The organism is Nonomuraea sp. NPDC005692 (assembly GCF_040631115.1).
GTDB lineage: Bacteria > Actinomycetota > Actinomycetes > Streptosporangiales > Streptosporangiaceae > Nonomuraea.
Genome location: NZ_JBEXYU010000025.1, coordinates 125,587 through 145,768 on the forward strand (window position 1 = coordinate 125,587; position 20,182 = coordinate 145,768).

At 73.3% G+C, this 20,182-nt stretch carries 19 protein-coding genes; 12 read left to right on the forward strand and 7 right to left on the reverse strand.

Features of this window, described 5'->3' with window-relative positions; genetic code table 11:
- Positions 1-25: 25 nt before the first annotated feature.
- From dnaE to ABZ459_RS37375, 3 genes are all read right to left on the reverse strand, one after another.
- The gene (dnaE, locus tag ABZ459_RS37365; RefSeq protein WP_357980748.1) at positions 26-3,679 is read right to left on the reverse strand and encodes a DNA polymerase III subunit alpha; all 3,654 of its coding nucleotides are present in this window, start codon (positions 3,677-3,679) and stop codon (positions 26-28) included.
- Complete coding sequence (locus tag ABZ459_RS37370; RefSeq protein WP_357980751.1) at positions 3,679-3,945, reverse strand: DUF6504 family protein; 267 nt, start codon at positions 3,943-3,945, stop codon at positions 3,679-3,681. The genes dnaE and ABZ459_RS37370 overlap by 1 nt, the downstream gene beginning before the upstream one ends.
- A gap of 79 nt (positions 3,946-4,024) precedes the next feature.
- On the reverse strand, positions 4,025-4,771 hold the full coding sequence (locus tag ABZ459_RS37375) for a GntR family transcriptional regulator (protein WP_357980754.1): 747 nt from the start codon (positions 4,769-4,771) through the stop codon (positions 4,025-4,027).
- Positions 4,772-4,883: 112 nt separating this feature from the next.
- On the opposite strand from ABZ459_RS37375, the gene ABZ459_RS37380 reads away from it, so the two are divergent.
- Genes ABZ459_RS37380 through ABZ459_RS37415 form a run of 8 tightly spaced genes read left to right on the forward strand, consistent with a single transcriptional unit; the run spans position 4,884 to position 12,233 of the window.
- On the forward strand, positions 4,884-6,038 hold the full coding sequence (locus ABZ459_RS37380; protein WP_357980757.1) for an ABC transporter substrate-binding protein: 1,155 nt from the start codon (positions 4,884-4,886) through the stop codon (positions 6,036-6,038).
- Positions 6,035-6,859: an ABC transporter permease gene (locus ABZ459_RS37385; RefSeq protein WP_357980760.1), complete on the forward strand. Its 825-nt coding sequence runs from the start codon at positions 6,035-6,037 to the stop codon at positions 6,857-6,859. Before ABZ459_RS37380 ends, ABZ459_RS37385 begins: the two co-directional genes overlap by 4 nt.
- Positions 6,847-7,701 carry an ABC transporter permease subunit gene (locus ABZ459_RS37390; protein ID WP_357980763.1) on the forward strand — a complete coding sequence of 285 codons (855 nt, stop codon included), beginning with the start codon at positions 6,847-6,849 and terminating at the stop codon, positions 7,699-7,701. Before ABZ459_RS37385 ends, ABZ459_RS37390 begins: the two co-directional genes overlap by 13 nt.
- Positions 7,698-8,768: an ABC transporter ATP-binding protein gene (locus ABZ459_RS37395; protein ID WP_357980766.1), complete on the forward strand. Its 1,071-nt coding sequence runs from the start codon at positions 7,698-7,700 to the stop codon at positions 8,766-8,768. The genes ABZ459_RS37390 and ABZ459_RS37395 overlap by 4 nt, the downstream gene beginning before the upstream one ends.
- Positions 8,761-9,381 carry an HAD family phosphatase gene (locus ABZ459_RS37400; protein ID WP_357980769.1) on the forward strand — a complete coding sequence of 207 codons (621 nt, stop codon included), beginning with the start codon at positions 8,761-8,763 and terminating at the stop codon, positions 9,379-9,381. The genes ABZ459_RS37395 and ABZ459_RS37400 overlap by 8 nt, the downstream gene beginning before the upstream one ends.
- A gap of 54 nt (positions 9,382-9,435) precedes the next feature.
- Complete coding sequence (locus tag ABZ459_RS37405; RefSeq protein WP_357980773.1) at positions 9,436-10,386, forward strand: hypothetical protein; 951 nt, start codon at positions 9,436-9,438, stop codon at positions 10,384-10,386.
- A 25-nt stretch (positions 10,387-10,411) separates the two neighbouring features.
- Positions 10,412-12,037: a serine/threonine-protein kinase gene (locus ABZ459_RS37410; protein WP_357980776.1), complete on the forward strand. Its 1,626-nt coding sequence runs from the start codon at positions 10,412-10,414 to the stop codon at positions 12,035-12,037.
- Between the two features lie 46 nt (positions 12,038-12,083).
- A complete protein-coding gene (locus ABZ459_RS37415; protein WP_352360647.1) occupies positions 12,084-12,233 on the forward strand; it encodes a hypothetical protein in 150 nt (49 codons plus the stop codon).
- A gap of 203 nt (positions 12,234-12,436) precedes the next feature.
- Here ABZ459_RS37415 and ABZ459_RS37420 read toward each other — a convergent pair whose 3' ends face one another.
- Positions 12,437-12,973 carry a TetR/AcrR family transcriptional regulator gene (locus ABZ459_RS37420; protein WP_357980779.1) on the reverse strand — a complete coding sequence of 179 codons (537 nt, stop codon included), beginning with the start codon at positions 12,971-12,973 and terminating at the stop codon, positions 12,437-12,439.
- Positions 12,974-13,143: 170 nt separating this feature from the next.
- Between ABZ459_RS37420 and ABZ459_RS37425 the strand changes: the two genes are divergently transcribed.
- The 4 genes from ABZ459_RS37425 (at position 13,144) to ABZ459_RS37440 (ending at position 17,490) form a co-directional block, all read left to right on the forward strand.
- Positions 13,144-14,796: an ABC-F family ATP-binding cassette domain-containing protein gene (locus tag ABZ459_RS37425; RefSeq protein WP_357980781.1), complete on the forward strand. Its 1,653-nt coding sequence runs from the start codon at positions 13,144-13,146 to the stop codon at positions 14,794-14,796.
- Positions 14,790-15,728, forward strand: a complete 939-nt coding sequence (locus tag ABZ459_RS37430) for a virginiamycin B lyase (RefSeq protein ID WP_357980784.1) — start codon at positions 14,790-14,792, stop codon at positions 15,726-15,728. Before ABZ459_RS37425 ends, ABZ459_RS37430 begins: the two co-directional genes overlap by 7 nt.
- A 176-nt stretch (positions 15,729-15,904) precedes the next feature.
- A complete protein-coding gene (locus tag ABZ459_RS37435; RefSeq protein WP_357980787.1) occupies positions 15,905-16,852 on the forward strand; it encodes a quinone oxidoreductase in 948 nt (315 codons plus the stop codon).
- 17 nt (positions 16,853-16,869) lie between these two features.
- Positions 16,870-17,490, forward strand: coding sequence for a LysE family translocator (locus ABZ459_RS37440; RefSeq protein WP_357980789.1), 621 nt, complete (start codon positions 16,870-16,872; stop codon positions 17,488-17,490).
- Here the strand turns inward: ABZ459_RS37440 and ABZ459_RS37445 are convergent.
- Genes ABZ459_RS37445 through ABZ459_RS37455 form a run of 3 tightly spaced genes read right to left on the reverse strand, consistent with a single transcriptional unit; the run spans position 17,481 to position 20,174 of the window.
- Complete coding sequence (locus ABZ459_RS37445; protein WP_357980792.1) at positions 17,481-18,494, reverse strand: helix-turn-helix domain-containing protein; 1,014 nt, start codon at positions 18,492-18,494, stop codon at positions 17,481-17,483. The two genes, ABZ459_RS37440 and ABZ459_RS37445, sit on opposite strands and share 10 nt — an antisense overlap.
- Positions 18,494-19,285, reverse strand: a complete 792-nt coding sequence (locus tag ABZ459_RS37450; RefSeq protein ID WP_357980795.1) for an ABC transporter permease subunit — start codon at positions 19,283-19,285, stop codon at positions 18,494-18,496. Before ABZ459_RS37450 ends, ABZ459_RS37445 begins: the two co-directional genes overlap by 1 nt.
- Positions 19,263-20,174 carry an ABC transporter ATP-binding protein gene (locus ABZ459_RS37455; protein WP_357980798.1) on the reverse strand — a complete coding sequence of 304 codons (912 nt, stop codon included), beginning with the start codon at positions 20,172-20,174 and terminating at the stop codon, positions 19,263-19,265. The genes ABZ459_RS37450 and ABZ459_RS37455 overlap by 23 nt, the downstream gene beginning before the upstream one ends.
- Positions 20,175-20,182 lie beyond the last annotated feature (8 nt).

Sequence of the window (20,182 nt, forward strand, 5' to 3'; positions counted from 1 at the left end):
GACCGCCGGGGGGCCGGGCACAGGGTCAGGCCGCCGTCGGGCCGGAGCTGCCGGGGCTGGCGTGCCAGAGTTGCCGGGGCGGGGTGGCGATGGCGGGGCCGAGGTCGGAGTAGGGCGAGAGCCGGAAGCCGTTGGCGTACTCGATCCTGCGTCCGCCGACGCCGGGCCGCTCTTCGGGGGCCCGGTCGAGCAGGGCGCGGACGGCCTCGACGCCCTCCGCGCGCCACAGCGCGTCCAGGTCGGTGAGGTTCCAGCAGTCGACGGCGCGCATGGAGACCGCGCGGGCCCCCGTACGGCGGACCACTCCCCTGGCCAGCATGAGCCACGAGCCGAACACCGTCGCCGCGCACCTGCCCTGCACCGACTCGAAGAACGTCAGGTCGACCGGCCCCGTCGAGTCGTCGAGAGTGGTGAAGATGACCCGCTGCCCCGAACGCACGGCGGGCGTCTGGGTGGCCACCTTCACCCCGGCGACCAGCACCTCCGCGCCGTTGCGCTGGGCGAGCAGGTCTTTGGAGCGCACCACCCCGAGCGCGTCGAGCAGCTCGTCGTGGAAGCTGATGACGTGCCGGCTGACGTCGATGCCGAGGATCTCCAGCTCGGCCTCGACCATCTCCGTCTCCGTCATCTCGGGCAGCTCGCCGGGCGGCAGGTGCTCGCCGAAGCCGAGCGGCAGCTGCGTGGACGGCTGCTCGGCCCTGGGACGCGGCGGCGCCGCGGTGTAGCGCCTGGACCGGGGCGCGGCCGAGCGCACGCCGATCGACGACGCCCGCTCCAGCGCCCCCACCTGGGCGATCAGGTCGCGCCGGGTCAGCTCGCCCGGACGCCAGCGAGGGCCGCCGGGACGCAGGCCGTGCAGCGCGTCGAGCCCGCCGACCTGGACGATGCGCTCGATGGTCGGGCGCGAGGGCCTGGCCCGGTCCCAGAAGTCGGCCAGTGACGTGTACGGCTGCCCGGCCACCATGCGCTCGACCTCGGCCTCGCTCACCCCCTTGATCGCCGAGAACGGCACCCGCAGCGCGTAACCGCGGCCGATCTCCCCGATCCTGAACTCCTGCCGCACCGGACGCCGCTCCTCCCCCAGCTCCGACGGGCTCACCCGCAGCCGCAGCGGCGGGCGCGGGCCGAGCCGTTCCACCCGCCAGTCCTTGCCGGACCCGTTGACGTCGAGCGGCAGGATCTCGACCCCGCACTGCCGGGCCTCGTCGATGATGACCCGCGACGGGTACATGCCGGGGTCGTGGGTGAGCACCCCGGCGAAGAACGCCGCCGTGTGGTGCCGCTTGAGCCAGGCCGACTGGTAGGTGGGCAGCGCGAACGCCGCCGCGTGCGCCTTGCAGAACCCGAAGGCGCCGAACGCGTCGAGCACCTTCCAGGCCCGCTCCACCGCCGCGTCACCGAACCCGTTGGCCCTGGCCAGCGGCACGAACGCCTTGCGCACCCGCTCCCGGCCCTCCGGCGTGCCGAGGGTGCGCCGCAGCGTCTCGGCGAAGGACAGGTCGCGTCCCGTCATCACCGAGATGATCTTCAGCACCTGCTCGTGGAAGACGACCACGCCGTGCGTCTCCTTCAGCGCCTCGCGCAGCCGGGCGTGCGGGTAGTACGGCTGCCGCCACCCGTGCCTGGCCTCCAGGTACGGGGTGACCATGTCGGAGTTGACCGGCCCCGGCCGGAACAGGGAGATGTCCACGATCAGGTCGTGCATCCGGCGCGGCTCCAGCTTGGCCACCAGCTCCCGCTGGCCCGGCGACTCGATCTGGAAGCAGCCGAGCGTGCGGCTGGCGCAGATCATGTCGTAGGTCTCCCGGTCGTCGTGCGGGACGTACTCGACGCCGGGGTCGTCGCCGGCCTGCTCGTCCAGCCTGACCTCGATGTCGTCCACGCGTTTGACCTCGCTCAGCGCGTACGCCATGGCCGACTGCATCCGCACGCCCAGCACGTCCAGCTTGAGCAGGCCGGCCTCCTCCACGTCGTCCTTGTCGAACTGGGACATCGGGAACTCCAGCAGGCTGCGTTCCACCGGCGTCCTGTCGCGCAGGCCCGAGTTGCCGACCAGCACGCCGCACGGGTGCAGCGCGATGTGCCTGGGCAGGCCGTCGAGCTTCTCGGCCAGCCGGAACACCCGGTCGAGCCCGGCCTCGCCGAGCCGGCTCTCGCGCAGCTCGGGCAGGTCGGCCAGGGACGCGGTGATCTGCCTGGCCCTGATGTGCGGGAACGCCTTGGCGATGGCGTCGATCTCGTGCGGCGGCAGGCCCATCGCGCCGGCGACGTCCCTGATGGCGCTGCGCGCCCGGTAGGTCTCCATCATGGACACGCAGGCCACCCGGGCCTCGCCGTAGCGTTCGAAGATGGCCTTGTAGCAGTCGAGCCGGCGGGCCGACTCCACGTCCACGTCGATGTCGGGCAGGCCGACGCGGCCCTCCGACAGGAAACGCTCCATGAGCAGGCCGTGGTCGAGCGGGTTCACCTCGCCGATGCCGATGAGGTAGTTGACCAGGCTGCCGGCGCCCGAGCCGCGGACGGCACAGCGGATGTCCATGCCGCGGATCATGTCGGTGATGCCGGCCACGGCGATGAAGTACCCGGACAGGCGCTTGCGCTCGATGACGTCCAGCTCGGCCCGCAGGCGTTCCCTGGCCTCCGCCGAGCGGTCGAGGCCGCGCCTGACCAGGCCGTCCTCGACGCGGTTGCGCAGCAGCGGCACCGGGTCGCTGCCGACCTCGGGCAGGTTCAGGTCGGGCGGGTCGTTCCTGAGCGCGAGCAGCCGCAGCGGGTCCATCGAGCACGCCTCGGCCAGGCGCCTGGTGGTGAACAGCAGCCGGGCCACCCGCTCCCGGTCGGCGCCGCAGACCTTGGCCGCCACCTGCCACATCTCCTTGGTGCTCTTGAGGTAGGCGTGCGAGGTGCTGCTCTCCAGGTGCCTGGGGTGCAGCGGGACGAGCCGGCGGGCCGCGTCGAGCACGTCGCCGACCTGGTGGTCGGCCGGGTCGAGGTAGCGGGCGGCGTTGGTCAGCACGGCCGGCACGCCGGCGGACTCGGCCAGGCCGAGCATGCGGACGGCCGTGGTGGCGTCGCGGAAGCCGTACTGGTCGACCAGTTCGATCACCACGCCGGGGACGGCGGCGCGCCACCGGCCGAGCAGCGTCCTGGCCTGCTCGTCGCGGCGTTCGGCGATCGCGCGGCCGACGTCGGAGCGTGGCCCGAGCAGCACCACGAGCCCGTCCTCGGCGCCGAACCCGTGGTCGCCGCCCGCCGCCCCGGCCCAGGCGCCGACCAGCTCGCGGGTCACCTTGGGCGCGCCGCGCTCGCCGGCGGCGTGCGCGGCGGTGACCAGGCGGCACAGCCGCGACCAGCCGCCGGAGCGGGCCAGCACGGTGACCCGGTCCTCGGCGCCGGGCCCGCTCCTGGGCCCGGTCGCGGGCCGCGGCGCGCGCAGGCCCGGCGCGGGCGTGACGGCCGGGACGTCGAGCGCCAGGTTCACGCCGACCACGGGGGCGATCCCGGCGTCCGCGCACGCCTGGACGTGCTTGACCGCGCCGTAGAGCCCGTCGCGGTCGGTCAGCGCGAGGATGTCCATGCCGTGTTCGGCGGCCCGTTCCACCAGGGCGTGCGGGAAGGCGGTGCCGTACCTCATGGAGTAGGCCGAGGCCACGTCGAGGTGCGGGAACGGGGGCGCCATCAGTCCCACGCCCGCAGCAGCAGCCAGCCGTCGCCGGCGGTGTCGTAGCGCAGCTCGTACGAGCCGACCTGGCGCCCCGGGCTCGCCTCCACCCGCCAGAAGCGGCGCTCGCCGGGATCGCCCTCGCCGGTCTTCCACCACTCGCGCGCCACGACCCAGTGGTCGAGCACGTCGCGGACGAGATAGAGCCGGTCGCGCCAGACGAACTGGGTCGGCTCGCCGTCTCTGGTCCACACCTCTATCGGATCGCCATAGAGTCTGCTCAAGACGCTTCTCCCCGCGGCTCTGGTTCCTTTGCTGAGCCACCCGGGGGAAGACGGGCGCTTATGTATCGAACATATGTTCTTACGGCCCGAAGCGCAAGTCGCCCGCCCGCCGCGTCAGGGGGTTGGCGCCGATCGAGTTGCGGATGCTGAAGGTGACGCTGCCCGCCCGGTACCGGTCGTCGGAGGACTCCACCGGGCGGCCCTCGTGCGTGGTGGTGACGCGGCGCTGGCGCAGGAGCGGGCTGCCGCGCCGCACGCCCAGCAGCCGGGCGTCCCCGGCGCCGGCGGGCACGGCGTCGATGAGGTGCTCGCCGTAGGCGAAGATCAGGCCGACGGAGTCGTACAGGGCCTCGGTGACGGACGCGCAGTCGGCGGGCAGCGCCTCGACGGCGGGGGCCACCCACTCGGCGTAGACGGTCCGCTCGACCAGGACGGGCTCGCCCTCCAGCGAGCGCAGGCGCAGCACCTCCAGCACCTCGCCCCCGCCGAACCTGGCGGACTCGGGCGCGGTGGCGGCCCGGCGGCGCTGGGAGATCACCTGGCCGCCGATGCGGTAGCCGTTGGCCCTGGCCCACTGGGCGAAGCTGTGCAGCTCGGCGAAGCTCTGGCTGCGCGCGTTGCCGAGCACGATGCGCCTGGCGCCCTGCCTCGACCCCACCAGCCCCTCGGCGACCAGCACGGCCACCGCCTGCCGCACGGTCCCGCGCGCCGCCCCGTGCCGGGCGGCCAGCTCGGCCTCGCTCGGGAGCTGGGAGCCGACCGGGTACGCGCCCGCCAGGATGTCATCACGCAGCTCAGCGGCTATCCGTTCATAGCGCGCAACCATTCGCGACCTTCTCCATTCACGAAAGAGCAATGTTTATGCGACTTACTGGTGCTCGCTTGTTTGTACAAGTTCCCTTAAGTTCTTTCCACACCCCCCGGAGAGTGGAGGCGACGTGTTCACACCTCGCGCCCGTACGGCCGGCGTCATCGCGGCCCTTACCGTTGTCACCGCGGCGTGTGGCGCCGCCCCGAGCAGCCAGCAGACCACCAAGACGGCCGAAGGCGGGGCGAACGCGGCGACCGCCGCCTCCGCCGCCGACTTCGGCGGCTTCGACAAGCTCGTCGAGGCCGCCAAGAAGGAGGGCAACCTCCACGTCATCGCGCTCCCGCCCGACTGGGCCAACTACGGCGAGATCATCAAGTCGTTCGAGGCCAAGTACGGCATCAAGATCGAGAGCGAGACGCCCGACGCGGCCAGCGCGGACGAGATCAACGCCGTCAAGACCCGCAAGGGCCAGGACCGCGCCCCCGACGTGCTCGACCTCGGCCAGTCGTTCGCGATCAGCGGCGCCAAGGAAGGGCTGTTCGCGCCGTACAAGGTGCAGTCGTTCGACAAGATCCCCGAGGGTCAGAAGGAGCCGACGGGGCTCTGGACCAACGACTACGGCGGCTACGTCTCGATCGGCTGCGACGCCAAGAAGATCGCCAACTGCCCGACCAGCTACGCCGACCTGCTCAAGCCCGAGTACAAGGGCAAGGTCGCGATGAACGGCAACCCGACCAAGTCGGGCTCGGCCTTCGCCGGCGTGTACGCCGCGGCCATCGCGAACGGCGGCTCCTTCGACGACATCCAGCCCGGCATCGACTTCTTCAAGAAGCTCAAGGACGCCGGCAACTACAACCCGGTCGAGACGACCCCGGCGACCATCGAGAAGGGCGAGACCCAGATCAGCATCGACTGGGACTACAACAACGCCGCCTACGCCCCCCAGATGGCCGCCAAGGGCCTCGACTGGAAGGTGAACGTGCCGACCGACGGCAAGTACTTCCAGATGTACGCCCAGGCCGTCAACAAGGACGCCCCGCATCCGGCGGCGGCCAGGCTGTGGCAGGAGTACCTCTACAGCGCCGAGGGCCAGAACCTCTACCTCAAGGGCTTCGCCCGTCCGGTGCTGCTGCCGTCCATGACCTCCGACGGCACGGTGGACAAGGTGCTGGCCGCGAAGCTGCCCCAGGTCGAGGGCACGCCCGAGTTCCCCACGCCCGAGCAGGTCGACGCGGCCAAGGCCAAGCTGGCCAGCGGCTGGGACGCCGCGATCTCGGGATGACCCGCCCGCGTTCCAGGGGCTGGGCCGGCGCCCTGCCCCTGCTGGCCTTCTTCGCCCTCGTCTTCGGGGTCCCGGCGGTCGCACTGGTGGCGGGGGCCTTCACCGTCCAGGGACGGCCGAGCCTGGCCAACGTCGCGCAGAGCCTCCAGGGCGGCTACCTCGTCGCCATGGCCGGGAGCGTCAAGCTGTCGGCCGTGGTGGCGCTGGCCGGGGCCGTCCTCGGCACGTTCCTCGCCTACGCCGTGGTGACCTCGCGCTTCACGCTGCTGCGCGAGGCCGTGCTGACCGCCTCGGGCGTGCTGGCCAACTTCGGCGGGGTGCCGCTGGCGTTCTTCTGGATCGCCACGCTGGGCAACTCGGGCGTGATCAGCGGCCTGGTGGGGCTGCCCTCGGGGTCGTTGTACACGTTCTGGGGGCTGGTGATCGTCTACCTGTACTTCGCGATCCCGCTGATGGTGCTGGTCATGGCGCCCGCGCTGGACGGGCTGCGGCCCCAGTGGCGCGAGGCCGCCGCCAACAGCGGCGCGACCGCCTGGCACTACTGGCGCCTCGTCGCGCTGCCGGTGCTCGCGCCCGCGATGCTGGGCGGGGTGGTGCTGCTGTTCGGGTCGGCGTTCTCGGCGTACGCGACCGCGAACGCCATGGTGGGCACCGTCGTGCCGCTGGTCACCCTGAAGATCGCCAGCGCGCTGACCGGTGACGTGCTGGTCGGCTACGAGAACATCGCGCTGGCGCTCAGTCTCGACATGATCGTGGTGGCCGGGCTGGTGATGGCGATCTACCTGCCGCTGCAGAGGAGGAGCTCCCGATGGCTGCGCTGACCGGGCTGGAGCCCGTCGCCGCGGCGGCGGCGAAACCGCCCGCCCGGCCCCGCTGGTGGCGCGGCCTGGTGTTCGCCCTGGCCGCGGCCTACTTCCTGATCCCGCTCGGGGCCTCGCTCTGGTACACGGTCCACAACCCGGCCACCGGGGTGTCGTTCTCCGCCTACGGCGAGCTGCTGACGGCCGAGGGCTTCGCGCGTTCGCTGCTGCTGTCGCTGTCGCTGGCCGCCGCGACGATCGTGCTGGTCCTGCTGCTGGCGTTGCCGGCGATGCTGGCCGTACGGCTGTTCGCGCCGCGGCTGCGGCCGGTGATGGAGGTGCTGTGCACGCTGCCGCTGGTGGTGCCGCCGATCACGTTCGTGGCCGGGCTGACGACGTCGTTGCGTGACGGGGCCGACATCCTGGCGCCGACGCCGTTCTGGGGCACGCTGATCGCGATCCAGGACCCGGGGTTCCCCGTCGTGCTCGTGCTCGCGTACGTCGTGCTGGTGCTGCCGTTCGTCTACCGCTCGCTGGACGCCGGGCTGCGCACCATGGACGTGCGCACGCTGGTCGAGGCCGCCCGGAACCTGGGCGCGTCCTGGCCGCACGTGCTGCTGCGGGTCGTGGTGCCGAACCTGCGCTCGGCCCTGGCCAGCGCGTCGTTCCTGACGCTCGCGCTGGTGCTGGGCGAGTACACGGTGGCCAGCCTGCTCGGCTACGAGCCGTTCGCGGTCTGGATCGTGACCGTGTCCGGCTCCAAGGGGCAGCTGTCCGTCGCCGTCTCCATCCTCAGCCTGCTGCTCATCTGGGTGTTGCTGCTCGCCGTCTCCACCGTCTTCAGTGGAAGGAAGAAATCATGACCGCTGCGGTGGAGTTCCGCGGGCTGCGCCGGGTGTTCGGCAGGACGGTCGCGCTCGACGGGTTCGACCTGACCATCGCCCCCGGCGAGTTCGTGGCGCTGCTGGGGCCGTCGGGCTGCGGCAAGACGACGGCGCTGCGCTGCGTGGCCGGGTTCGAGCGGCCCGACTCCGGCGCGGTGCTGCTGGACGGCAAGGACATCACGAACGTGCCCGCCAACAAGCGCGACGCCGGGATGGTCTTCCAGTCCTACTCGCTCTTCCCCAACCTCAACGCCCGCGACAACGTGGCCTTCGGCCTGCGCGTACGCAAGGCTCCCGCGGCCGTCCGGCACGCCAGGGCCGCCGAGCTGCTCGAACTCGTCGGCCTCCCCACGCACGCCGACCGTTTCCCGCACCAGCTCTCCGGCGGCCAGCAGCAGCGCGTCGCCCTGGCCCGCGCGCTCGCGCTCGAACCGCGCGTGCTGCTGCTCGACGAGCCGCTGTCGGCGCTCGACGCCAAGGTGCGGGTGACGTTGCGCGAGGAGATCCGCCGGTTGCAGCTCGACCTCGGCATCACCACCGTCTTCGTCACCCACGACCAGGAGGAGGCCCTGTCCATCGCCGACCGGGTCGCGGTGCTGCGCGAGGGACGGCTGGAGCAGTGCGGGCCGCCCGCCGAGGTCTACGACCGGCCGGCCACTCCGTTCGTCGCCGAGTTCGTCGGAGCCATGAACCACCTGGCCGGGCGGCTGTCCGGGGACGGCGTCACCGTGCTCGGCCAGCTCCTTCCCGTGGACGGCCCGGCGCCCGCCGAGCCCGACGTGGACGTGCTGATCCGGCCCGAGGCCGTCCGGGTCACGCCCGACCCGGACGGCGGCGCCGAGGTGCTGGCCGCGTCCTTCCGGGGGGCCTCGGTGCGGCTGCGGCTGTCGCTGGAGGGCGGCGAGGTGCTGGCCGACGTGCCGGGGCACGAGGCGGCCCGGCTGGGGGCGGGGGCCCGCGTCACGGTCCGGCTGGTGGAGCGCCCGGTGCTGGTGGCCGCCCGTACGGTGACGGCGCCGGCGCCGGTGTTGTCGGCCGATGCCTGAGAGGCCGGCCGACGCGGTCCTGTTCGACATGGACGGCACGCTGGTGGACACCGAAGGGCTCTGGTGGCAGGCCGCGGCGTCGGTGGCCGGGTCGCTGGGCCGTGCGCTGACGGCCGCCGACGCGCCGCACGTGACGGGCCGCACGGTGGGCGACACGGCCGCGTACCTGGTGGACGGGGCCGGCGGGGTGAGCGCGGACGGGGTGGCGAGCGCGCTCACGGAAGCGTTCGCCGAGCGCGTCAGGACGGGGCTGACGGTCGTGCCGGGGGCGCCGGAGCTGCTGGCCGAGCTGGCCGCGGCGGGCGTCCCGACCGCACTGGTGACCGCCTCCCCCCGCAGCATCGTGGAGCTGGTGCTGCCGAGGCTCGGGCACGCGTTCGACCTGGTGATCGCCGACGAGGACACCGCCCGGGGCAAGCCGCACCCGGACCCGTACCTGGAGGCGGCCCGCAGGCTGCGGGTGGCGCCGGCGCGGTGCGTGGCCGTCGAGGACAGCCCGGCGGGCGTCGCCGCGGCCACCGCCGCGGGCTGCCGCGTGCTGGTGGTGGACCCGGTACGCGGGCTGGCCCAGGTGCGGGCCGGGCTGCGCGGCGCTCCCCCGCACGGGGGATGAGCCCGCCTCCCGCAGGGGAGGGACGGGCCCGCGGGTGTCGGCAGGATTCCGGTCATGAGCCCGGAGATGAAAATTGTCAGGACGCCCGCCGTCGCGCTCGCGCTGGTCGTCCTCTACGGCGGCCTGCGCGTCTACTGGGAGCTCGGCCACATGCCGGAGCGCATGTCGCCGATCGGGTCCGACCTGATCGTGTTCACCGGCTGGGCGGCGGTGGGCCTGTGCGCGGCGGCCGCGGCGGCGCTGGTCGTCATGATGGCCGTGCGCCCCGACGGCCCGCTGGGGTGGGCGCCGCCGGCGCTGGCGTGGGCGGTGGGCGGCGCGCTCATCGTGTCGGGGGCGCTGCTGCTGCTCGACGTGGTGTCCATGGTCGTGCCGGGGCTCGGCATCCCGTTCTCGTGGGCGGGGGCGCTCAGCAAGGCGGCCTGCGTGGGCTCGGGGGTGCTGCTCTGGCGGTCCGCGGCGGCCTACCGGCGGCGGGCCGCGGGGGCCTGCGCGGCGTGCGGGCGGCGGTCGTCCCGGGTGCTCGCCCGTACGCCGGGGTGGGCCTTCGCCGCGGCCTACGTCTCCGTGGCCGGCTGCCTGGCGCGGATCGCGGCGCAGGCGGCCGTCGGGTTCGACGTCGTGCCGTACCGTGCCGGGGTGGTGGCGTTCGAGGTGGGGTTCCTGCTCGCCGGGACGCTGCTGCCGCTGGCGCTCGTCCACCGGTTCGGGCGGGTGTGGCCGGGATGGGTGCCGTGGCTGGCCGGGCGTCCGGTGCCGCGCCGGCTGGTGTTGTGGCCGGGGGTGGGGGTGTCCGGCGGACTGCTGGCCTACTTCGGGGTGGCGCTCGGGCAGATGGCCGCCGAACGGCTCAGCGGGGGCGTGCCGTTCTCCGGGGGCGATCTGCCCGAGGCGTTCTTCTGGGTGGCCGTGCCCGGGTACGTGGTGTGGGGCGCCGGGATGGCCGTGGCGGCCTGGTCGTACGCGCGGCGTACGCGCATCGCGTGCGAGTTCTGCGGCGGATAGCCGCGAATCGGTAAGCTGGGCCGCCGTGAGCGGTGATATATCCCAGATCGGGCGCTACCGGCTGCTGAGCGTGCTCGGGCGGGGCGGCATGGGCACGGTCCATCTCGCCGAGGATCCCGCCGGGCAGCGGGTCGCCATCAAGGTGATCAATCCGGAGCTCAGTCAGCACGAGCAGTTCCGGATGCGCTTCCGCCGGGAGGCCGACGCCGCTCGCCGCGTCCGCAGGTTCTGCACCGCCGCGGTGCTCGAGGCCGCGCTCGACGGCGACCTGCTCTACGTGGTCACCGAGTACGTGCCCGGCCCCAATCTGGAGGAGGCCGTACGCCAGTCGGGGCCGCTGCGCGGGTCGAGCCTCGACGCGCTGGCCGTCAGCGTGGCCACCGCGCTCACCGCCATCCACGGCGCCGGGGTGGTCCACCGAGACCTCAAGCCGTCGAACGTGCTGCTGTCCCCCGTCGGGCCGCGCGTGATCGACTTCGGCATCGCGCGAGCGCTCGACACGCTGGGCGGCGTCACCGGCACCGGCGAGCTGGTCGGCACGCCCCGGTACATGGCCCCCGAGGTGCTGCGCGGCGAGCCGGTCTCGCCCGCCTGCGACGTGTTCTCGTGGGGCTGCCTGGTCGCGTTCGCGGCGAGCGGGCGGGCGCCGTTCGGCGGCGACACGCTGCCCGCCATCGTCTACCAGGTGCTCAACGCCGAGCCCGGCCTCGACGACGTCGATCCCGGCCTGCGCGAGCTGGTCGGGGCCGCGCTGCGCAAGGATTCGGCCGCGCGGCCCACCGCGCAGCAGCTCCTCGACCACCTCGTGGGCCGCTCGGCCGCGCCCGAGCAGGCCGCGCACACCGTGCAGGTGGCCTGGCAGCACGCCACCACCCCGTTCACCGAGGCCAGGCCCACGGCGGCGAAGCGGCGCGGCAGGCTGCTCGGGATCGGCGCGGCCGCCGCGGCGGTGCTCGTGGCCGGCTCGGTGGCCGCCTGGGCGATGCTCACCCCGGGCGGGCCGCCCGACGACCTGGGCGTCCTGTACCGCGAGGACTTCACGCAGACCTCCGGCGGCTGGCTCGGCACGTACGACCCCGACGCCACGGGCAGCAAGGGCTACCGCACGGACGGCACGTACGGCCTCGACGTGGCAGACGGCCGCGAGGAGCAGCGGGCCAAGGCCCCCATCCCGTTCCTCGTCGCCACGCCCACCAACACCCCCGACCCCTCGGCCACGCCCACGCCGATGTTGCCGTCGTCGGTGGTCGTCGGCGTCACCGCCGAGGTCGGGGAGTACGCGGGCAACGGCGAGTACGGCCTCTACTGCCACAACTCCGACGATGACGACACCTACTACGAGTTCGGCCTCGACACCGAGGGGAACGCGCGGATCCGCCGCGTGTACGACGGCGCGGGCGGCACGCTGACCCAGCCCGCCAAGGTGGCCAAGCCGGAGGGACGGATGCGCATCGTGGCCTCGTGCGAGCAGCGCGGCGCCGGGGTGCGGCTGACGATGTGGGTGAACGACAAGCGGGTGCAGCAGGCCGACGACCCCAACGGGCTCGGCAACGGGTACGTCGGGGTGTTCGCGCGTACGCCCAAGGACACCCAGTCGTTGCTGAAGATGACGTTCGACGACTTCGAGCTGCGGGGGCAGAAGGAGCCTTAGACGGGCGGGCCCGCGTTCCCGGCGGCCATCGGGGTAGGGGGTGTGGATGGCGAAGCTCATGGACCGGGTGCGCGCGTACCTGCGCAGCCCTGAAGGCAGGCAGACCGTCGAGAAGGCCAAGCGCATGGCCCGAGACCCGCAGAACCAGGAGAAGGCCCGGCGTTTCCTCGACCGGTTCCGCACCCGGCGCCACTGACGAGCCCCGCGACCGCCTCTTCCGGGCGGCCGCTTCCATCGGCCACCTCGTCGCGACCGCTTCCGTCGGCCGCCTCACCGTGGCCGCCTCACCGTGGCCGCCTCTCCGTGGCCGCTTCCGTCGGTGGCCGCTTCCGTCGGTGGCCTCTCTGCGGCCGCTTCTTCGCGGCCGCTTCTTCGCGGCCGCCGCTCTGATCGGGGTTCTCAGAGGATCCCGGCGCGGGCGGCGGCCAGGGCGGCGTCGGCGGCGCGGTCGGCGTCCCGCTCGCTCACCGGCTCGTGCGCGACGAACAGCCGGTAGTAGACCGGGGCGACGGCCACCCTGATCACCTCCTGCACGTCGACGACGTCGGGCAGCTCGCCGCGGGCAATCGCGCGCCGCACCACCTCGGCCGACTGGTCGTGCCGGGCGGTGAAGAACTCGTGCAGGGCCCGCGCCGCCTCCGGGTTCTGGACGGCCGCCGCCACGAACGCCGACGACACCGGCCCCATCTCCGGGTCGGCGAACCCGCCCCGGACGAGCTGGACGATCGCCCGCAGGTCGCCCTCGACGCTGCCGGTGTCGGGGATCGGCCACGGCTCGTCCTTGGCCAGCTCCAGGGCGTCGGAGATCAGGCCCTCCACACTGCCCCACCGCCGGTAGACGGTGGTCTTGTGCACGCCCGACCGCTCGGCCACGTTCTCGACCGTCAGGCCGCGGAAGCCATGGGCCGCCAGCTCGGCCAGGGTCGCCTGGCGCACGGCGTCGCGAACTCGCGCGCTGCGCCCTCCCGGACGTCTGTTAGGTTCCAAAAACTACTCCAGTTGCGTTTGCGGCTTCACCTGTGCCAAACTAACGCTACAACAGTTGCGATTGGAGTTCCATCCTGATCAACGTTCGAGGGCTCAGCAAGTCGTACGGCGACCGCTCCGTGCTCACCGACGTGTCCCTGTCCGTGGGCCCCGGCGAGCGCGTGGGCGTCGTCGGCGAGAACGGCTCCGGCAAGTCCACCCTGCTCCGGCTACTGGCGGGCGTCGAACAGTCCGACGACGGCGAGATCACCGTCACCGGCGGCGCCCCAGGGCGGGTCCCAGGCGAAGTCGCCGGTGACGTCGCTACCGATGTCTCCGGTGACGTCGGCCACCTCGGCCAGACGCTCGGCCTGCCGCCCGGTCACACCGTCCAGCAGGCGGTCGACCACGCGCTCGCCGGCCTGCGGGCCATGGAGCGAAGGCTGCGCGAGCTGGAGTCGGCGCTCACCGACGACGTCATGGGCGAATACGGCGAGCTGCTGACCGCCTACGAGGCCCGCGGCGGATACCAGGCCGACGCGCGCATCGACAAGGCCCTCCACGGCCTCGGCCTGGCGCACGTCGCCCGCGACCGGGTGTTGTCGAGCCTGTCGGGCGGCGAGCGCGCCCGGCTGGGCCTGGCCTGCGTGCTGGCCGCCGACCCCGCCACGCTGCTGCTCGACGAGCCGACCAACCACCTCGACGAGCCCGCGCTGACCTGGCTCGAAGAGCGGCTGCGCGGGCACCGCGGCCCGGTGGTCGTGGTCTCCCACGACCGGGTCTTCCTCGACCGGGTGGCCACCGCCGTCCTGGAGGTCGAGGAGGGCGCCGTCACCCGGTTCGGCGGCGGGTACAGCGGCTACCTGGCCGCCAAGGCGGCAGCGCGGGCGCGGTGGGAGCAGGCGTACACGGCCTGGCGCGAGGAGATCCGGCAGGTGCGCGAGCACGCCGCCACCACCGCCCACCGCGTGGCGGCCGGGCGGGCCATGAAGGACAACAACAAGATGGCCTACGACCGCAACGCGGGCCGCGTCCAGAGCTCGGTGGCCACCCGCGTGCGCAACGCCCACGAACGCCTGCGTCGCCTGGAGGACGACCCGGTCCCCCGCCCACCGACCCCGCTCCGCTTCCGGGCGGTCTTCCGCACTCCCGCTCCGGCGGGCGACGCTTCGGTAGGCGACGGTCCGATGGGCCACGGTCCGATGAGCCACGGTCCGGTGGGCGACGGTCCGGTGGGCGACGGTCCGGCCACGCCTGCGGTCCTGGTGGAGCTGCGTGACGTCCACGTCGGCGACCGGCTCCACGTCGGGTCGCTGACCGTCCGGGCGGGCGAGCGGGTGCTGGTGAGCGGGCCCAACGGGGCGGGCAAGTCCACGTTGCTGCGGGTCCTGGCCGAGCGCGCCGGGTGCCGGGCCGGCCACCTCGCCCAGGACGACGACCTCGACCCCGGCCTGGCCGTGCTCGCCGCGTTCGGGCACGACGGCTACGCCGACGAGCGGCGCGCGGCCCTGCTGGACACCGGCCTGTTCCCCGCGCACGTGCTCGGCCGGCGGGTGGGCGAGCTCTCGGTCGGCCAGCGGCGCCGGCTGTCGCTGGCCAGGCTGCTCATCGGGGAGCACGACCTGCTGCTGCTCGACGAGCCGACCAACCATCTGTCCCCCGTCCTGGCCGACGAGCTCGACCACGCGCTCGCCGCCTACCGGGGGGCGGTGGTCATGGTCACGCACGACCGCGCGCTGAGGCGCCGTTTCACGGGCACCGAGATCCGACTGACAGGGGGACACATATGTTGACCATGATTTCCGCAGGCTCGCCCTACGGCGTGGCCACCGCCGCCGACGGCGCGCTCTGGTTCACGCTCGTCCACCAGGGCCGCGTCGGCAGGCTGGTGCCGGGGCACGACCCGGTGATCCACCAGCTCGACCCGGCCGACGGGCAGCCCGGCGTGATCGTGCCCGGCCACGACGGCGCGATGTGGTTCACCGAGGGCAAGGGCGGCCGGGTCTGCCGCATCACCGGCGACGGCCAGGTCACCGCGTACGCGGCCGACTCGCCGTACGGGATCGTCGCCGGGCCAGACGGGGCGATGTGGTTCACCCAGATGGGCAGCGGACGCATCGGGCGCATCGGCGCCGACAGCGAGCGCTCCGACTTCGACGTGCCGGTGGAGGGCGGCATGCCCGCCTTCATCACGGTGGGCGGCGACGACGCGCTCTGGTTCTCGATCAACCAGGGCCACGCCGTCGGCCGGATCTCGCTGTCCGGGGAGGTCACCGTGCATCCGCTGCCCACCGAAGGGGCCGCCCCCGTGGGCATCACGCTCGGGCCCGACGGGGCGGTGTGGTTCGTGGAGATCGGCGCGGGGCAGGTCGGCCGGATCGATCCGGCCGGGAAGATCACCGAGTTTCCGCTGCCCGATCGGGCCTGCCGTCCGCACGCCATCGTGGCCGGTCCCGACGGCGCGCTCTGGTTCACCGAGTGGGCTGCCGGGCGCCTCGGCCGCATCACGGTCGACGGCGCGATCGAGGAGCACCCGCTGCCCTCGGTGCCGGTGCCGTCGTCCTCGGTGCCGTCGTCCGCGACCGCCGGGCAGGGCGGGCCGGGCGCCGCCGGCGGCAGCGAGCCGCACGGGCTGACGGTCGGTGCCGACGGAGCGATCTGGGTAGCCCTGGAAGCCGGCGCCCTGGCCCGCATCCTGCCCCCCTCGCCCACCCCCGACCAGTGACGACCGCCCCCAACCGGTGACGACCACACCCGATCGGTGACGGCCGCACCTGGCCGATGAGCCGCGAGCGGCGGGGCTCCGGCGACCGTGGCAGGTACTGACGGCCTCCGGATCCCCTCGGCGGCGCGGTGGGGGCGGGGTGGCGGTGGGGGGCTGGGGCGGAGTTGACTGGGGGGATGCATGCCATCATCGTCTCCGCCCAGGGCGGTCCAGAGGTTCTCGAATACGTCGAGCGTCCCGATCCGGCGCCGGGTGACGGGGAGGTCGTGGTCGACGTCGCGGCCGGCGGGGTCAACTTCATCGACATCTACCACCGTTCCGGCGCCTACCCGCTCCCGGTGCCGACCCCGATCGGGTCCGAGGGGGCCGGCGTGGTCTCGGCCCTCGGCGCCGGGGTGGAGGGGTTGGCCGTCGGCGACACCGTGGCCTGGGCCGGTGTGCTGGGGAGCTACGCGGAGAAGGCCGTGGTGCCGGCCGACCGGCTGGTGCCGGTGCCCGACGGCGTGTCCGCCGAGCTGGCGGCGGCGGCGATGCTCCAGGGCATGACCGCCCACTACCTCACCCACTCGACGTACGAGGTCAAGGAGGGTGACCAGGTGCTGGTGCACGCCGGCGCCGGCGGCATGGGCCAGTTGCTGATCCAGGTCGCCAAGCTGCGCGGCGCCAAGGTCTACAGCACGGTCTCCACGCCGGAGAAGGAGAAGCTGGCCCGCGCGGCCGGGGCCGACGAGGTGCTGGGCTACGACGAGTTCGCCGAGGCATTGCGCGGCAGGATCCACGTCGTCTACGACGGCGTCGGCAGGACGACGTTCGACGGCGGCCTGGAGGCGCTGCGCCCGCGCGGGCTCATGGCCCTCTACGGCGCGGCCAGCGGCCCGGTCCCGCCGTTCGATCCGCAGGTGCTCAACCGCGCCGGCTCGCTCTTCCTGACCAGGCCCACGCTCGTCCATTACGTCGCCGAGCGCGAGGAGCTGCTCTGGCGGGCCGCCGACCTGTTCGGCTGGATCTCCTCCGGGCAGCTCAGGATCAACGTGTCCGAGCGCTACCCGCTGGCCGAGGCGCGACGGGCCCACGAGGACCTGGCCGCCCGGCGTACGACCGGAAAGTTGCTGTTGATTCCCTAGCGCTACGCTCGCCCCTTGTGGACATCAATGCGGCAGTCTGGTCGTTCGCTGCCGTCGTCGCGCTCCTGACGATCACGCCGGGGCTCGACACGGCTCTCACCCTGCGCACGTCGCTGCTCACAGGCAGGCGGGCGGCCTGGGGGGTGGTGCTGGGCATCCAGCTCGGCACGCTGGTCTGGGGCGTGCTCACCGCGGCGGGGCTGTCGGCGCTGCTGGCGGCCTCGCGGTTCGCCTACGACGTGCTGCGCTGGGCGGGGGCGGCGTACCTGGTGTGGATGGGGTTGCGCATGCTCCTCGCCAGGGCGCGGGCCGGCGAGGAGGAGGACGGGCAGCGGGCGTTCGGCTTCGGCAAGGGGTTCCGGCGCGGCCTGCTCACGAACCTGCTCAACCCCAAGGTCGGGGCGTTCTACGTGGCGATGTTGCCGCACTTCATCCCGGCCGGCGCGCCGCACGCGGCGATGGGGCTGCTGCTGGCCGGGGTGCACGTGGCCGAGGGGCTGGCGTGGAGCGCGGTGCTGATCGGGTTCGCCTCGCTGATGAGCGACGTCCTGCGGTCGGCCCGTGTGCGGCGGATCCTCGACCGGGTGACCGGCGTGGTCATCGTCGGGTTCGGGCTCCGGCTCGCCCTTCACGACTGATCCCACGGCCAGTCCAGCAGGCGCGCGCCCAGGACCGCGGTCTCCAGGGTGAAGCGCTGGGTGGGGTCGTCGGGCGAGAAGCCGGTCAGCCGGCGGATGCGTTCCAGCCGGTACGTCACCGCCCGCGGGCTGATCCGCAGCCTGCGGGCCGCCGCCGCCTGGTTGCCGTGCGCGGCGAAGACCGCCTCCAGCGTCTCGACCAGCGGCTCGTGCCCGCCCCTGGCGTGCAGCAGCGGGCTGAGCACGCTGGTCACCAGGTCCTCGATCGCGCCGCGGTCGCGCAGCAGCACGGGGAAGACCAGCAGGTCGGCGGCCTTGACCACGTCGAGCGTGAGCCGCAGCGCGTCGGCCAGCTCCAGTGCGCCGGCCGCCTCCCTGAAGGAGGTCACGACGCCGCCCGGCCCGCGGTGCGGCCGTCCCACGCCGACCCGCCACCCGGCCGGGAAGCGGGCGCGTACGTGATGGGTGAACTCCCCCACGGCGGCGGGCAGCGTGGCGGGCACGACGCACACCAGCAGCCCTTCGCGGACGGCCACCAGCACGTTGTGCGAGCCGAACCGGGCGACCAGATCGCGCTCGATGCGGTCCTGGTCCCCGTCGCGCAGCCCGCGGGCGGCGGCCACCACGTACGACTCGGCCAGCCGGAGGCCGAAGTGCTCGGCCCGTTCGGCCAGCCGCTCGGCCCGTCCCTGGAGCAGGTCGTCCACGAACTCCCTGCGGGCCGTCTCCTCGCCCCTGAGGGCGGCGAGCTGGGCCAGCTCGTACCCCTCCATGAGCGCCGAGACGGCCCTGCGCAGCGCGGGCAGCACGTCCGGCAGCCCCTCGGCGGCGGCGAGCGCGCCGTCGACCAGCGTCCGCAGCGGGACGCCCTGCTCGGCGGCGCGGGTGCCGTCGGCGCGGCAGGCGTCGAGCGCCTCCCGCGAGGGCGGGCGGCCCGCGGCGGCCCCGGCCAGCACCTGACGATGCCCGCCGAGCAGGTCGGCGGGCATCCTGGAGAGCACCATCACACTCCTACGTCACGCCTGTCGAAGGACAGGATCGCGGTGAGCGCGAGCACTGCCGTCGCTCCCGCCAGCACAAGGTAGTCCCCGACCGGCAGGCCCTCATAGAGCGGCCGGCCCTCGGCGTAGTAGTGGAACGGCGAGAGCCACTTCAGCCAGGCGATGGCCGCCACACCGCGGCCGAGCGTGACGACGATGTACCCGGCCGCCACCCACACGCCGACGACGGACGAGGCGATCATCCTGCGGCCGGTCACGGCGCCCACGGTCAGGGCCACGGTGCCGAAGAACAGCGCGAGCAGCAGCACCCCGACGTGCGCGGCCAGGACGCGGTCGAACGGCACTCCGAGCTCCGCCGCGCCCCCGGCCGCCCACGCCACGGCCAGCGTCACGGCGAACACCGCCAGCAGCGCGATCGCCAGCGCGCAGAACCGCTGGAGCACCAGCCGCTTGCGGTCCACCGGCAGCGTGACGACGAGCTCCAGCGTCCCTGCCTCCTCCGGCTGGGCGATCGCCCGGTTGGCCAGCATGGTGGCGAGCACGACGAACAACATCGGGACGAAGAGCTGGTAGACGACCGTCTGCAGGAAGTTGACGCCGAGGGCCAGGTCGGGCATGCCGCCCATGAGGTCCCTGAGCGGGCCGGGGTACTTGGCCAGGGCCTGCTGGTTGAACGTCCTCGGGTCCTGGCTGACGCTCCGGAAGATGCTGATGTAGAGGGCCATGAACGCGCTGATGCCGACGGTCCACCAGATGAGGGCCCGGCGGTGGTCACGCAGACTCTTGGCGATCATGGTGCCGTTCCTCCTCGCTGTAGTAGGTCAGGAAGATCTCTTCGAGGTCGGGCTCGGCGCTGACCAGGTGCACGACGGTGAACCGGGCGGCGGCCTTGACCAGGGCGTCCGGACGGCCGTCGATCGTGCACCGGACGCTGGCGCCCTCCACGCGCAGGTCGCGCACCCCCGGCAGGCCCTCGAACGCCGACGGCGGAACCGGGGCGTCGAAGTGCAGCTCCATCCGGCGTACGGCCTTCTCGCGCAGCGCGGCCACGTTCTCCACGGTCACCAGGCGGCCCGCGCGGACGATGCCGACCCGGTCGGAGACGCTCTCCACCTCGGCCAGCACGTGCGAGGACATGAGCACGGTCCGGCCGGACGCCCGCACCTCCCGGACCATGGCCAGGAACTCCTGCTGGACGAGCGGGTCGAGCCCGCTGGTCGGCTCGTCGAGGATGAGGAACTCCGGCTCGTGCATGAACGCCTGGATCAGCCCGACCTTCTGCTTGTTGCCCTTGGAGAGCTTGCGCATCGGCACCGACAGGTCGGCGTCGAACCGTTCGGCCAGCTCCTCGATGCGGCTGCCCGGCACCCCGCCGCGCACGCGGCCGAGGAAGCCCAGGTAGTCGCGGGCCCGGTCGCGGCCTTCGAGGGCCAGCTCGCCGGGCAGGTAGCCGATGCGGGCGCGGGTGGCGGCGGCGCGCGGGTCGTGGCCGAACACGCGGACCGTGCCGCGGGTGGGCCTGATCACGTCGAGGAGCAGCCTGATCGTGGTGGTCTTGCCGGCGCCGTTGGGCCCGAGGTAGCCGAAGATCTCGCCGGGCCGGATCTCCAGCGTGAGGTCTTCGAGCCCGCGCCGCCCGCCGTAGTACTTGGTCAGCCCTTCGGCCTGAACCACTGCTGTCATGCCGGAAT

Bases quoted from the DNA above. Each gene is read 5' to 3' on its own strand.
- ABZ459_RS37385 (WP_357980760.1), top strand. From the start codon at position 6,035: ATGACCCGCCCGCGTTCCAGGGGCTGGGCCGGCGCCCTGCCCCTGCTG.
- ABZ459_RS37455 (WP_357980798.1), bottom strand. From the start codon at position 20,174: ATGACAGCAGTGGTTCAGGCCGAAGGGCTGACCAAGTACTACGGCGGG.
- ABZ459_RS37390 (WP_357980763.1), top strand. From the start codon at position 6,847: ATGGCTGCGCTGACCGGGCTGGAGCCCGTCGCCGCGGCGGCGGCGAAA.
- ABZ459_RS37445 (WP_357980792.1), bottom strand. From the start codon at position 18,494: ATGGTGCTCTCCAGGATGCCCGCCGACCTGCTCGGCGGGCATCGTCAG.
- ABZ459_RS37375 (WP_357980754.1), bottom strand. From the start codon at position 4,771: ATGGTTGCGCGCTATGAACGGATAGCCGCTGAGCTGCGTGATGACATC.
- ABZ459_RS37415 (WP_352360647.1), top strand. From the start codon at position 12,084: ATGGCGAAGCTCATGGACCGGGTGCGCGCGTACCTGCGCAGCCCTGAA.
- ABZ459_RS37400 (WP_357980769.1), top strand. From the start codon at position 8,761: ATGCCTGAGAGGCCGGCCGACGCGGTCCTGTTCGACATGGACGGCACG.
- dnaE (WP_357980748.1), bottom strand. From the start codon at position 3,679: ATGGCGCCCCCGTTCCCGCACCTCGACGTGGCCTCGGCCTACTCCATG.
- ABZ459_RS37405 (WP_357980773.1), top strand. From the start codon at position 9,436: ATGAGCCCGGAGATGAAAATTGTCAGGACGCCCGCCGTCGCGCTCGCG.
- ABZ459_RS37450 (WP_357980795.1), bottom strand. From the start codon at position 19,285: ATGATCGCCAAGAGTCTGCGTGACCACCGCCGGGCCCTCATCTGGTGG.
- ABZ459_RS37430 (WP_357980784.1), top strand. From the start codon at position 14,790: ATGTTGACCATGATTTCCGCAGGCTCGCCCTACGGCGTGGCCACCGCC.
- ABZ459_RS37435 (WP_357980787.1), top strand. From the start codon at position 15,905: ATGCATGCCATCATCGTCTCCGCCCAGGGCGGTCCAGAGGTTCTCGAA.
- ABZ459_RS37395 (WP_357980766.1), top strand. From the start codon at position 7,698: ATGACCGCTGCGGTGGAGTTCCGCGGGCTGCGCCGGGTGTTCGGCAGG.